This window comes from Microbacterium sp. MYb45 (assembly GCF_002979655.1).
Taxonomy (GTDB): domain Bacteria; phylum Actinomycetota; class Actinomycetes; order Actinomycetales; family Microbacteriaceae; genus Microbacterium.
The window spans coordinates 280,443-293,780 of sequence record NZ_PCPG01000004.1; the positions used below are offsets into that span (position 1 = coordinate 280,443).

The 13,338-nt window shown below is 69.7% G+C and carries 12 protein-coding genes; 8 read left to right on the forward strand and 4 right to left on the reverse strand.

Features of this window, described 5'->3' with window-relative positions; genetic code table 11:
- The 5 genes from CQ034_RS10550 to CQ034_RS10570 form a co-directional block, all read left to right on the forward strand.
- On the forward strand, positions 1-1,371 hold a 1,371-nt coding region (locus CQ034_RS10550; RefSeq protein ID WP_181156282.1), incomplete at its 5' end, for a hypothetical protein.
- A 118-nt stretch (positions 1,372-1,489) separates the two neighbouring features.
- Positions 1,490-2,248 (forward strand): alpha/beta fold hydrolase, encoded by a 759-nt coding sequence (locus CQ034_RS10555; protein ID WP_105710995.1) that lies wholly within the window; start codon positions 1,490-1,492, stop codon positions 2,246-2,248.
- Positions 2,245-3,405, forward strand: a complete 1,161-nt coding sequence (locus CQ034_RS10560; RefSeq protein WP_105710996.1) for an acyl-CoA dehydrogenase family protein — start codon at positions 2,245-2,247, stop codon at positions 3,403-3,405. The genes CQ034_RS10555 and CQ034_RS10560 overlap by 4 nt, the downstream gene beginning before the upstream one ends.
- 86 nt (positions 3,406-3,491) lie before the next feature.
- Positions 3,492-3,959, forward strand: a complete 468-nt coding sequence (locus CQ034_RS10565) for an Lrp/AsnC family transcriptional regulator (protein WP_029262065.1) — start codon at positions 3,492-3,494, stop codon at positions 3,957-3,959.
- Complete coding sequence (locus tag CQ034_RS10570) at positions 3,956-5,350, forward strand: aspartate aminotransferase family protein (RefSeq protein ID WP_105710997.1); 1,395 nt, start codon at positions 3,956-3,958, stop codon at positions 5,348-5,350. Before CQ034_RS10565 ends, CQ034_RS10570 begins: the two co-directional genes overlap by 4 nt.
- A gap of 38 nt (positions 5,351-5,388) precedes the next feature.
- Here CQ034_RS10570 and CQ034_RS10575 read toward each other — a convergent pair whose 3' ends face one another.
- Complete coding sequence (locus CQ034_RS10575; protein ID WP_029262067.1) at positions 5,389-5,661, reverse strand: metal-sensitive transcriptional regulator; 273 nt, start codon at positions 5,659-5,661, stop codon at positions 5,389-5,391.
- A 34-nt stretch (positions 5,662-5,695) separates the two neighbouring features.
- Here CQ034_RS10575 and CQ034_RS10580 point away from each other — a divergent pair, with 34 nt between their 5' ends.
- Together CQ034_RS10580 and CQ034_RS10585 are read left to right on the forward strand one after the other, a co-directional pair.
- Positions 5,696-6,973 (forward strand): DUF445 domain-containing protein, encoded by a 1,278-nt coding sequence (locus CQ034_RS10580; protein WP_105710998.1) that lies wholly within the window; start codon positions 5,696-5,698, stop codon positions 6,971-6,973.
- 1 nt (position 6,974) lies between these two features.
- Positions 6,975-7,907 (forward strand): agmatinase family protein, encoded by a 933-nt coding sequence (locus tag CQ034_RS10585; protein ID WP_105710999.1) that lies wholly within the window; start codon positions 6,975-6,977, stop codon positions 7,905-7,907.
- Positions 7,908-7,926: 19 nt separating this feature from the next.
- Here CQ034_RS10585 and hutI read toward each other — a convergent pair whose 3' ends face one another.
- The 3 genes from hutI to hutH are packed head-to-tail and all read right to left on the reverse strand — an operon-like array spanning position 7,927 to position 12,323.
- A complete protein-coding gene (gene hutI, locus CQ034_RS10590) occupies positions 7,927-9,090 on the reverse strand; it encodes an imidazolonepropionase (RefSeq protein ID WP_105711000.1) in 1,164 nt (387 codons plus the stop codon).
- Between the two features lie 34 nt (positions 9,091-9,124).
- Positions 9,125-10,789 carry a urocanate hydratase gene (gene hutU / locus CQ034_RS10595; protein ID WP_105711001.1) on the reverse strand — a complete coding sequence of 555 codons (1,665 nt, stop codon included), beginning with the start codon at positions 10,787-10,789 and terminating at the stop codon, positions 9,125-9,127.
- A complete protein-coding gene (gene hutH, locus CQ034_RS10600; RefSeq protein WP_105711002.1) occupies positions 10,782-12,323 on the reverse strand; it encodes a histidine ammonia-lyase in 1,542 nt (513 codons plus the stop codon). Before hutH ends, hutU begins: the two co-directional genes overlap by 8 nt.
- A gap of 52 nt (positions 12,324-12,375) precedes the next feature.
- On the opposite strand from hutH, the gene CQ034_RS10605 reads away from it, so the two are divergent.
- A complete protein-coding gene (locus tag CQ034_RS10605; RefSeq protein ID WP_258134177.1) occupies positions 12,376-13,182 on the forward strand; it encodes an IclR family transcriptional regulator in 807 nt (268 codons plus the stop codon).
- Positions 13,183-13,338: the final 156 nt, after the last annotated feature.

Sequence of the window (13,338 nt, forward strand, 5' to 3'; positions counted from 1 at the left end):
GGCACCGCAGACGCCTACTACGTCGCCGCCGACCCCACCACCGGCACCGTCGTCAGCACCAAGTTCCACGACCTCACGGACGTGATCAACCTGGAGGCCTTCGACGCGTCGAACGGGTTCGCGAAGCTCTGGGAGCGCACGAGCAGGGCCAACCCGCGTCAGGTCGACATCGACTCCACCAACGGCCTGCTCTACGTCGGCTACACCGGCACGACGGCCGACCGCGGCGGATTCTCCGTGCACGACCTGGCGACAGGTGCACTGCTCGGCGACTTCGCCGGGGCGAAGTACGGCAAGGACGGCTACGGCATCACAGTCGACGAGGAGCACCAGCGCGTGTTCGTCTCCAACCGCGACTTCCGCCTCAACCCGCCAGGAGAGGAACTCACCTCCGCCGCCGTGACCGTCAGCATCCGCAAGGTCGATCCCACGGACCCGACCGATCCCACGGACCCGACCGATCCGACGGATCCCACGGACCCGACCGATCCCACGGACCCGACAGATCCGGATACCCCGGAGTTCACGGCCCGTTCGCTGACCGTGATCCCCTCGGCGACCGACGTCCCCGAGTCGGATGATCGACCGGTCGGATCGGCCGTCGACAGTCGTACCGGGAACCTCTTCGTCGGCAACGAGATGCGCCCGGCGCGCGTCTGGGAGATCGACCCGGAGACGGACGCCCTGGTGCGCACGCTCGACGTGCCGGCCCCCACCGCGGCAGACGAGGGTGTGCGAGACGTCGCGCTCGACGAGTCGACGGGTGAGCTGTACGTCGCCTACTCGAACCAGTGGCTCGTGATGGACGCGGCCAGCGGCGACCTGAAGCGCGGTCCGTACGCGTTCACGGCGAACGTGCGCGGCATCGACGTCGACCCCGAGGCGGGCCTGGTGTTCGGAGCCACGCGCGGGTCGGGTGTAGAGATCATTGATGCCGCGACGGGGGCGCCGATCACCGTGACACCGGCGGGCGCGTCGCCCTGGCGTTCGCATGGCGTCGCCTGGGACGGGGTGAACGACCGCCTCTACGTCGGCACGGCGGACGCCGAGGGCTCGACCGACGGTGTGCGGGTGTTCGCGGGCGGAACGTGGGAGCTCGTCGGGACCATCCCGATGGCGAACGCCGACCTGCGCTCGCTGGCTGTGGACACCGCGAGCGGACGGCTCATCGCCGGACACCAGTCGGCAACCTTCGATGCGAGCGGGGTGTCGGTCTACTCGACCGACGACCTCTCGCTGGTCGCCCGTCTGAGCGCTCATGCCTACGGCAACAAGGTCTACGGCGTCTCGGTGAACCCCACCGACGGCGAGATCTACGTGTCGGCGCGTGACCGGTTCCCCTCGGGCCTGATCGCGATCAGCACCGACTGAGCGGACCGACCGGCAGAGGGGATGCATCCGCCCGGGTGCATCCCCTCTGTGCTGCTCGGGTCGGAGCTGCTCGGGCGCTTCCGGAGACGGACATCTCTCCCGGTCGTAGGCTGGTGCCATGCCTGCACCGCTCACGCTGCCCCGCCTCGCCTGGGGTTCTCCGTCGGCCTCGCGGCGGGCGCTTCTGGTCCACGGTCTCGGCTCTTCGGGCGCGCTGATGTGGCGCCTGGGTGATGCTCTCGCCGACGCCGGATGGCATGCCACGGCCGTCGATCTCCGGGGTCACGGCGACGCCCCGCGCTCCGTCGACTACTCCGTCGCCGCCTACGGTGCCGACCTCGCCGCCACCCCTCCGGAGGACGGCGGATCCTGGGACGCGGTCATCGGCCACTCCCTCGGCGGCGCGGCGAGCACGGTCGCGGCGGCATCCTCCCCCGAATGGACGCGACGCCTCGTGCTCATCGATCCCGCGATCCATGTCGACGGACGCGACGCGGCCATCGTCCGCCGGAGCCAGGAGCGCGCCTTCGCCGACACCCGGCTCGAGGTCGTGCAGCAGGAGCACCCGCACTGGCATCCGCAGGACCAGGAGCTCAAAGTCGACGCCGTCCTGCGCGCCAGCGCCTGGGCGGTGGAGCAGACCAGCGTCCAGAACCAGCCGTGGGATGTGCGTGCCGACGCCGCGCGCCTCACCGTGCCGACGCACGTGATCGGCGCCGATCCCGCGGTCTACAGCATCTTCACCGGGGACCTCGCCGCGGAAGTCCTCGCCGCGAATCCGCTGATCACCCTGTCCGTCGTCGAGGGTGCAGGACATTCGCTGCACCGTGATCGCCCGGACGAATCCGTCCGTCAGCTTCTGGAGGCACTCGCATGAGCACGTTCGATCCCACGGCCTTCCTGCCCGACGACCTTCTCGAACGAATCAGGGAGCGCGCGCCGATCCACGACCGCGAGAACACCTTCCCCCAGCAGGACCTCGACGAGCTGCGCGCCGCCGGCTACCTGTCGATCCTGGTGCCCACCGAACGCGGCGGTGCCGGGCTCGGACTCGCCGAGGCCGCGCTCCTCCAGCAGCGACTGGCGGGTGCCGCTCCGGCGACGGCGCTGGCCGTCAACATGCACCTGGTGTGGACCGGGGTGGCGAAGGTGTTCTCCGACCGCGGCGTTCCGGGCCTCGAGTTCGTGCAGGACGGCGCGGTCGCGGGCGAGGTCTTCGCGTTCGGCATCAGCGAGGGCGGCAACGACCTGGTGCTCTTCGGCAGCGACACCGCCGCCGTGCCCGACGGGGACGGCGGCTACGCCTTCACCGGCACGAAGATCTTCACGTCTCTCGCCCCGGTGTGGACGCGGCTCGGACTGCACGGCCTCGACACCACGAGCCCCGACGCGCCGAAGCTGGTGTTCGCGTTCGTGGAGCGGACGGATGCCGTCACCACCTCCGATGACTGGGACACCCTGGGCATGCGCGGAACGCAGAGCCGCACCACGCGGCTGAACGGTGCAGTGGCGGATGCCGCGCACGTGGTGCGCCGCATCGATCCCGGTCCCAGCCCCGACCCGATCGTGTTCGGCATCTTCTCGGTGTTCGAGATCCTCCTGGCCTCGGTGTACACCGGCATCGCCCGGCGCGCACTCGAGCTGGCGATCGCCACCGCGCAGAAGCGGCACTCGAAGAAGACCGGGCTGGCGTACAGCCAGGACCCCGACATCCGCTGGCGCATCGCTGACATGGGGCTCGCGTACGACGCGCTGCCTCCGCAGATCGCGGCGCTCGCCCGCGACGTCGACGATCGTGTCGACAACGGGGCGCGCTGGTTCCCGCTGCTCTCGGGCGTCAAGCACCGCGCGATCACGATGGCCAAGCACGTCGTCGACGAGGCGATGCTCGTGGCGGGTGGTGGCTCCTACTTCTCGGCGAACGAGCTGTCCCGGCTGTATCGCGACGTGCTGGCGGGTGCCTTCCACCCCTCCGACCCCGAATCCGCGCATTCCACTGCGGCGAGCGCACTGCTGGGTCCGATCGAGTCCTGAGCGCATTCCCGCCGGTTCCGTCGATGAAGCACGTCGCGACCGCGGAATCGGTTGCCTGACGCGGTGACGAGTGCGAAGATCGCACCATGGGTCCGGTGAAGAAGAATCCCACACTCGACGCGATCTCCAAGACGATCATCGAGCTGCTCCAGGAAGACGGACGCCGCTCGTATTCCGACATCGGTCGTGTGGTCGGCCTGAGCGAGGCCGCCGTAAGGCAGCGCGTGCAGCGGCTGACGGAGTCCGGGGTGATGCAGATCGTCGCGGTCACCGATCCGATGCAGCTCGGCTTCCCCCGGCAGGCGATGATCGGCATCCGCGTGTCGGGAGATACACGACACGTCGCCGAGGCCGTGGCGGCGATCGATGCCGTCGACTACGTCGTCATCACGGTCGGCTCCTTCGACGTCCTCGCAGAGGTGGTCTGTGAGGACGACGACGACCTGCTGTCTCTGATCAACGACGTCATCCGCCCGATCGACGGCGTCCTCTCCACCGAGACCTTCATCTACGCGAAGCTGCAGAAGCAGCTCTACAACTGGGGGACCAGATGAACACCGCACGCACCATCCCGTCGGAGTCCGCGCTGCAGACGATGGCGAAGGACCATCTCTGGATGCACTTCGCCCGGCAGTCCACGATGACCGCGTCCGGTGTCCCGATCATCGTCAAAGGCGACGGCCATCGGATCTGGGACGCGAAGGGCAAGGAGTACTTCGACGGCCTCGCCGGCCTGTTCGTGGTGAACGCCGGGCACGGTCGGCGAAGGCTGGCCGAGGCGGCCGCCGCGCAGGCATCCGAGCTGGCGTTCTTCCCGCTGTGGTCGTATGCGCATCCGGCGGCGATCGAACTCGCAGACCGCCTCGCGGACGAGGCCCCGGGCGACCTGAACCGGGTCTTCTTCTCCACCGGCGGCGGCGAGGCCGTCGAGACCGCGTTCAAGCTCGCCAAGCACTACTGGAAGCTGCAGGGGAAGCCCGCCAAGCACAAGGTGATCTCCCGGGCTGTCGCGTACCACGGCACCCCGCAGGGAGCGCTGGCGATCACCGGCATCCCGGCGATGAAGTCGATGTTCGAGCCGGTCACCCCTGGCGGCTTCCGCGTGCCGAACACCAACTTCTACCGCGCGGCCGAGATGGGCGCGCCCGCCGACGACCTCGAGGCCTTCGGGCGCTGGGCGGCAGACCGCATCGAGGAGATGATCCTGTTCGAGGGCGCCGACACGGTCGCCGCGGTGTTCCTCGAGCCGGTGCAGAACTCCGGCGGCTGCTTCCCGCCGCCTCCCGGCTACTTCGCGCGCGTGCGCGAGATCTGCGACCGCCATGACGTGCTCCTCGTGTCGGACGAGGTCATCTGCGCCTTCGGGCGCCTCGGCCACACGTTCGCCTGCACGGGCCTCGGCTACGTGCCCGACATGATCACGTGCGCCAAGGGCATGACCAGCGGCTACTCCCCGATCGGCGCGACGATCGTCAGCGACCGCATCTACGAGCCGTTCTCGAAGGGAGACGTCTCGTTCCCGCACGGTTACACGTTCGGCGGTCACCCCGTCTCCGCGGCAGTCGCCCTGGAGAACCTCGACATCTTCGACGAGGAGGGACTCAACGCGAATGTCCGCGAGAACTCTCCGCTCTTCCGCGCCGAGCTCGAGAAGCTGCTCGACCTGCCCATGGTCGGTGACGTGCGCGGAGACGGGTACTTCTTCGGCATCGAGCTCGTGAAGGACAAGGCCACCAAGGAGACCTTCGACGGCGCCGAGTCCGAGCGGCTGCTGCGTGGGTTCCTCTCCCCCGCGCTGTTCGAGGCGGGCCTGTACTGTCGCGCCGACGACCGCGGCGACCCCGTCATCCAGCTCGCGCCACCGCTCACCGTCGGGCCGGCCGAGTTCCGCGAGATCGAGCAGATCCTCCGTGACGTGCTGACGCGCGCGCAGTCGGTGCTCTAAGGCGTCGAGTCCGTCGCAGGTGGGCGGACGAGAACCTGCTACTTGGAGTCGAAGTCGAAGGCTTTGAGCAGCTCGACCACGGCCTTGTCGCGTTCGTCTCCACCCGCATCGAACATGTGGGTGACGTGCGTGCGGAGGTGGTTCTCGAGCAGCAGCCGGTTCAGCGACTCGAGGGAACGCTGGATCGCACGCGACTGCGTGATGATGTCCATGCAGTACTCCTCGTTCTCGATCATCCGCGCGACGCCGCGCATCTGCCCCTCGAGGATGCTGGTGCGGTGCAGGGCGCGCTTCTTGATGTCTTCGATCACGTCTCGAGGCTACCGCCCGTGAAAGGATGACGTCATGCCGCGAACACCGATGACGCAGCTCTCGCCCGCTGATCAGGAACGCCTGCGCGCGCTCCGCCGCATGAAGGCCGTCGCCCTCGGAGCTCTGCTGTTCATGGCCGTGGTCTTCGTGTTCGCCTTCGCCTTCCAGCAGCGGTTCGACTGGCTGGCCTATGTCCGCGCCGCGGCAGAGGGCGGCATGGTGGGCGCGCTCGCGGACTGGTTCGCCGTGACCGCGCTGTTCCGCCGCCCGCTGGGACTGCCGATCCCGCACACCGCGATCATCCCGAGCCGCAAGGACGAGATCGGCCGGAGCCTCGGCGAATTCGTCGAGACGAACTTCCTGGCAGGCGATGTCGTGCGCACCAAGCTGTCGAGCACGCGGATCGCCCTCCGTGCCGGTGAGTGGCTGCGTGAGGCTCCGCACGCCGAGCGCGTCGGCGCCGAGGGGGCGACCATCGCGACGGCGGTGCTCAACGCACTGAGCGACGACGACGTGCGCGACCTCATCACCGACCTCGCGCGCGAGCACCTCGTCGCTCCGGAGTGGGGCCCGCCCGCGGGCGCGTGGCTCGAGAAGATCGTCGAGGCCGATGCACATCACGGCGCCGTCGATCTCGCGGTCGACAGCATCGGACGCTGGCTCGAGGCCAATGCCGAGTCCTTCTCGGGCCTCGTCTCGCGGCGCCTTCCCGGCTGGGTCCCGAAGCTCGCGCATCGCTTCGTCGACGACACCGTCTACAACGAGGCGATCAAGTTCGTCCACGCCGTGCAGGCCGACCCGCGGCACCCCGCGCGCATCGCCATCGACGGTTACCTCGGCCGCCTCGCCGACAACCTGCAGAACGACCCCGCCACCCGCGCCAAGCTCGAGAACGCGAAGGCGTCGCTGTTCGACAGCCCTCGGGTCGGTGCCCTGGCCGCCGAGGCCTGGAACACCGCGAAGAACGGGTTGCTCGCGGCTCTCGCCGACCCCGAGAGCGGTCTGCGCCGACGCGCGGTGCAGGCGCTGCAGGAGGTCGGCGAACGCCTGACGACGGATGCCGCGCTGCAGACCCGCGTCGACACCTGGGTGTCCGATGCCGCCGTCTTCCTCGTCGATCGCTACCGCCACGACATCGCCTCGATCATCACCGACACCGTCGAGCGGTGGGACCCGGCCGAGACCACCGAGAAGATCGAACTCATGGTCGGGCGCGACCTGCAGTACATCCGCCTCAACGGCACGTTCGTCGGCGCCCTCGCCGGCCTCGCCATCTTCACCATCGCCCACGCCCTGATCCCCGGAGTCTGACATGGCACCCGCATCCCCACAGCTGAGTCACGACCCGCTCTGGCCGCGCGCCGGATCCTGGCCCGCCTTCAGCGGTGCAGCCGATGCCGTGCTGCTCGGCGTACCGACCTGGCGCACGTCGCTTTCACCGACAGGTGCGCACGCGACACCGACCGCGATCCGCGAAGCTCTCCCCCGATACGGAACCGCCCTGATGGGCCCGCCCGTGGTCGAACTCGATGACGTGCTGCGCATCGCCGACGCCGGCGACGTGACCGATCCCGACGGATCCGCCGGCGAGGCGAGGGTCATCTCCCGCGTGCGAGAGCTCACCGGTGCCACAGACCTCGTGATCGCGCTCGGCGGCGACAACTCGCTCACGTATCCGGTGGCCCTCGGCGCCCAGGCGACCGGGCTGATCACCTTCGACGCGCACTTCGACCTTCGCGACGGGATCTCCAACGGCACGCCGGTGCGCCGCCTCGTCGAAGACGTGCCTGCCGCGTCGTCGCTCGGCACCGCGCGCATCGATCCGTCCAGGATCGTTCAGATCGGCATCGCCGACTTCGCGAACTCCGCCGCCTACGCGCAGCGTGCCGCTGAGTGGGGCATCCGGGTGATCACCCTCGACGAGCTGCGCCGTCGCGGCGTCGACGACGTGGTCGCGGAGGCCCTGGAGATCGCGGGCGCCGGTGAGGACTCCCGCGTGCACCTCGACATCGACGTGGACGTGTGCGACCGCTCGGTCGCACCGGGTTGCCCCGCGAGTGTGCCGGGCGGGCTCCAGGCATGGGAGCTGCGCGCGCTGACCCGTGCCGTGGCCGCGGATCCCCGCGTCGTGAGCGCCGACATCGCCGAGGTCGACGCGACGGCCGATGCCGAGGATGCCCGCACGGTCCGGCTCGCGGCGCTGTGCGTGCTCGAACTGCTCGCCGGTCTCGCCGCCCGTCGGTGACTCACACGACGGCGACGACTCACACGACGGTCGTGCCGTCCTTCCACACCTGACGCACCAGGGGCACGCCCGGGCGGTACGCGAGATGCACGCGGGTGGGGGCATCGAGCAGCACGAGGTCGGCGCGGGCTCCGGGGGCGATGATCCCGACGTCGTCGCGCCGCAGCGCACGGGCGCCCCCTGCGGTCGCCGCCCAGACGGCTTCGGCCGGGGTCATGCCCATGTCGCGCACAGCGATCGCGATGCAGAACGGCATCGACGAGGTGAAGCTCGATCCCGGATTCGTGTCGCAGGCGAGGGCCACGGTGACGCCCGCATCGATCAGGCGTCGCGCGTCGGGGTAGGGCTGTCTGGTCGAGAACTCGACTCCCGGAAGCAGCGTGAGGACGGTGGAGCTCTGGGCGAGCGCGTCGATGTCGGCGTCCGTCAGGTAAGTGCCGTGGTCGATGGACGCTGCGCCCAGATCGACCGCGAGGCGCACGCCGTCGCCCGGTCCGAGCTGGCTCGCATGGACGCGGGGCGCGAGTCCGCGCGCCATCCCCGCCTCGAGCACTCGCCGTGATTGCGCCACGGTGAATGCGCCGGTCTCGCAGAACACGTCGATCCACTTCGCGTGCGGTGCGCAGGCGTCGAGCATGGGGCCCGTGACCAGGGCGACGTACTCGTCGGAGCGGTCGGCGTACTCCGCGGGAACGACGTGCGCGCCGAGGAAGGTCACCTCCGGCGTGACCTCCGCCGCCAGACGCACGAGCCTCTCCTCGTCGGCGACACTCAGCCCGTAGCCGCTCTTGACCTCGACGGTGGTCGTCCCCTGCGCGAGCATCTCGGCGAGGAACCCGCGGAGTCGCGCGCGCAGCTCCTCGTCACTCGCGGCCCGGGTGGCGGCGACGGTGGAGCGGATGCCGCCGGCGGCGTACTTCTGCCCTGCCATGCGCGCCTCGAACTCCGCCGCGCGGTCGCCCGCGAACACCAGGTGGCTGTGGCTGTCCACGAATCCGGGGAGCACGGCTCGGCCACCGGCATCCACCGTCGCGTCGGCCGCCGGCGCATCCGCCGCCGCGCCGACCCAGTCGATCCTGTCGTCCTCGATCATGACGGCCGCATCGCTCAGCGTTCCGCAGGGGTCGCCATCGGCGGCGATATTGGTGGTGAGTTCTGCGATGTTGGTCAGCAGCGTGCGCATCGCCGTTCCTCCCGTTCGAGATCCTTCGAGTGTGTCAGAGCATCGGGATGTTCAGGCCGCGCTCGCGCGCGACCTCGCGGGCGCGCTCATACCCGGCATCCACGTGGCGCATCACACCGGTGCCCGGGTCGTTGGTGAGCACCCGTTCGAGCTTCTCCGCGGCGAGGGCCGAGCCGTCGGCGACGGTCACCTGACCCGCGTGGATCGAGCGGCCGATGCCGACACCGCCTCCGTGGTGCAGCGATACCCAGGAGGCACCGGATGCCGTGTTCAGCAGCGCGTTCAGCAGGGGCCAGTCGGCGATCGCATCGGAGCCGTCCTTCATGGCCTCGGTCTCGCGGTACGGCGAGGCGACCGAGCCCGAGTCCAGGTGGTCCCGTCCGATCACGATCGGCGCCGAGATCTCGCCCGACGCGACCATCTCGTTGAACTTGAGCCCCGCGAGGTGCCGCTCCTTGTAGCCGAGCCAGCAGATGCGCGCAGGAAGCCCTTCGAAGTGCACCTTCTCGGCGGCCTTCTCCAGCCAGCGGTGCAGCGCCGCGTCCTCGGGGAAGAGCTCGGCGATCGCCCGGTCGGTCTTGTAGATGTCCTCCGGGTCTCCAGAGAGAGCCGCCCAGCGGAACGGACCGCGCCCCTCTTCGAACTGCGGACGGATGTAGGCGGGCACGAATCCGGGGAACGCGAAGGCCCGGTCGAAGCCGCCCAGCTGCGCCTCGGCGCGGATCGAGTTGCCGTAGTCGAACACGGCAGCTCCCGCGTCCTGGAACGCGACCATCGCCTCGACATGTGCCGCCATGGATTCGCGCGACCGGCGAGTGAACTCCTCGGCGTCGCGCTCGGCTTCGGCCTTCCACTCCTCGACGCCGATCCCGATCGGGAGGTACGCGAGCGGATCGTGCGCGCTGGTCTGATCGGTCACGATGTCGATCGGCACGCCACGGCGCCGCAGTTCGGGGAAGACCTCGGCCGCGTTTCCGACGACACCGACCGAGAGCGCCTCACCGGCCTCCTTCGCGGCGATGACCCGTGCGACAGCCGCGTCGAGGTCGGTCGTGTACTCGTCGAGATAGCCGTGGTCCACCCGCCGAGCGAGACGCGACTCGTCGACGTCGACGATCAGCACCGCGCCGTCGTTCATGGTGACCGCCAGGGGCTGGGCCCCGCCCATGCCACCGGCACCGCCGGTGAGGGTGAGGGTGCCGCGCAGGGAATCCCGGCCGAGGGAGCGCGCCACTGCGGCGAACGTCTCGTAGGTCCCCTGCAGAATGCCCTGCGTACCGATGTAGATCCAGGAGCCGGCGGTCATCTGCCCGTACATGATGAGGCCGAGTTCCTCGAGACGGCGGAACTCCGGCCAGTTCGCCCAGTCCCCCACCAGGTTCGAGTTGGCGATGAGCACGCGCGGCGCCCACTCGTGGGTGCGGAAGACGCCGACCGGCTTGCCCGACTGCACGAGCAGCGTCTCGTCGGGTTCGAGCTCGTCGAGAGTGCGCACGATCGCGTCGTAGGCCTCCCAGCTGCGGGCGGCCTTGCCCGTCCCGCCGTACACGACGAGGTCCTCGGGGTGCTCGGCCACTTCGGGGTCGAGGTTGTTCATCAGCATGCGCTTGGCGGCTTCAGCGCCCCAGCTCTTCGCGGTGCGTGTGTTTCCGCGCGCAGCGCGGACGGCACGCGGCCCAGCGGTCGTGTTCTCAGCCATCGATGTGCTCCTTTGCGATGCGGGCGACGTCGCCCGACTGGACGAGGGCGGTGACCGCTTCCATCTCCGGGGAGAGGAAGCGGTCGGGGCCTGGGCCGGCGGCGACCGTGCGGACCAGGTCGCGTACGGCGCCGGTCGCGGGTCCTGCCTGCAGCGGGGCGCGCAGATCGAGGGCGCGAGCGCCGGTGAGGATCTCGATCGCGAGCACGCGGCCGAGGCCGTCGATCGCACGGCGCAGCTTGCGCGCGGCGGCCCACCCCATCGAGACGTGGTCCTCCTGCATGGCGGACGATGGGATCGAATCGACGGATGCCGGCACCGCCAGGCGCTTCAGCTCGGAGACGATGCCCGCGGCCGCGTACTGCGCGATCATGAGGCCCGAGTCGACGCCCACCTCGTCGGCGAGGAATGGAGGGAGGCCGTGACTGCGTGCCGGATCCAGCGCGCGGTCGGTCCGGCGCTCCGACACCGACGCGACGTCGGCGACCGAGATGGCCAGGAAGTCGAGGACGGCAGCCACCGGGGCGCCGTGGAAGTTGCCGTTGGACTCGATGCGTCCGTCCACGGTGATGACCGGGTTGTCGATGACGCTGGCAAGCTCGCGGCCGGCGATCATCGCTGCGTGTGCGAGCGTGTCGCGGGCCGCACCATGCACCTGGGGTGAGCAACGCAGCGAATAGGCGTCCTGCACGCGCCCGTCCTCGGGCCCCTTGTGGCTGGCGACCATCGGGGAGCCCGTAAGCAGCGCCCGAAGGTTACCGGCGGATGCGGTCTGCCCCGTCTGCGGGCGCAGGGCCATGAGGTCGGCGGCGAAGACCGCGTCGGTACCGAGCTGAGACTCCACCGACATCGCCGCAGCCACGTCGGCAGTGAGCAAGAGCGTCTCGAGGTCGTACAGCGCAAGCACCAGCATGCCGAGCATGCCGTCGGTGCCGTTGATGAGGGCGAGACCCTCCTTCTCGACAAGCACGAGCGGTACGATCCCCGCCGTCGCGAGCGCTTCGGACGCGGGGACGAGAGCACCCGATGCGTCGCGGACCTCACCTTCGCCCATCGCGGCGAGGGCGATGTGCGCGAGGGGGGCGAGATCGCCGGAGCACCCGAGCGACCCGTACTCACGCACGACGGGGGTGATTCCGGAGTTCAGCATGGCCGCATACGTGTCGACGACGACCGGGCGCACACCCGTGCGTCCCGAGGCGAGGGTCTGCAGCCGCAGGAGCTGGAGGCCGCGGACGACCTCGCGCTCGACCTCGGCTCCTGTGCCGGCAGCATGCGAGCGGATCAGGCTGGCCTGCAGCTGCAGGCGCCGGTCGGGGGCGATGAAGGTGGTCGCGAGGGCACCGAACCCGGTCGAGACGCCGTAGTGCGGATGCGGGTCTGCGGCGAGGCCGTCGATCACGCGACGGGTCTCTGCGACGCGGCCGAGAGCATCCGCGTCGATCTGCACGGGGACATCGTGGCGGGCGACGGCGACGACATCGGCAGGAGACAGCGGGGCCGCTCCGACGAGCACGGGGGCAAGTTCGGTCATGGTTCGATTCCACACCCGACGTGTCGTGAGCGGCACCCGTTCGTGCGATGCTTTGTCTGTGATCCCAGACAATCCTGATGCGGCGAAGGCGCCCGACGCGGCGCTGGCACCCGCCTCGCAAGTACCTGCTGCGGAGAACACGCTCCGCATCCTGAGTTTTCTCGCCGGTCGGCCCGCTCCGGTGGCGGCGTCGGCGATCGCGCGCGAGCTCGAACTGCCGCGGTCGACGGTCTACCACCTCCTCACCACGCTGGCCGCTCACGGATTCGTGCTTCACCTGCGCGAGGAGCGACGGTGGGGCCTGGGAACGTCAGCGTTCGAACTCGCCGGCGGGTATGCGCGCCAGCAGCCACTTGCGCGGAGAGGCCGACCGCTCGTGGCCGCGCTCTCCGACCGACTGGGCGAAAGCGCGCACCTTGCGGTGATGAGCGGGGGCGATGTGCTCTACATCGTCGAGGAGCGGGCACCACGTCGGCCCGCTCTCGTCACAGATGTCGGTGTACGGCTCCCCGCGCACCTCACCGCGTCGGGGCGAGCGATGCTCGCTGCTCTCCCCCGTGAGCAGGTGCGGGCCTTGTACCCGGATCTGTCGGCATTCCCCGACCGCACGGGACTCGGGCCGCGCACGCCGCGCGAGCTGCGGGAGCTGCTCCGCGAGGTGCGCTCACGAGGGTACGCGACAGAGAACAGCGAGATCGCGGACGGACTGCGCAGCGTGGGCGCCGCAGTTCTCGACGCCGCCGGGTGGCCGGTGGCCGCCGTGGCTGTGACGTGGGGACGAGCGGATCTGGACGAGAACCTTCTGGCCGCAGCTGTACAGGAGTGCGCAGCCATGCTCGAGGCTCGTCTGAAGCGGTGAAGCAACGACGTCGCGGCGCGGGTTAACGCAGAAGAGCCACCCCGCGAGGGATGGCTCTTCTGTTCTTCTCCAGCACAATGCAAAATGGCCACCCATCGATGGGTGGCCATTTTGTCTAAAAGGAGTCCGGCGGTGTCCTACTCTCCCACAGGGTCC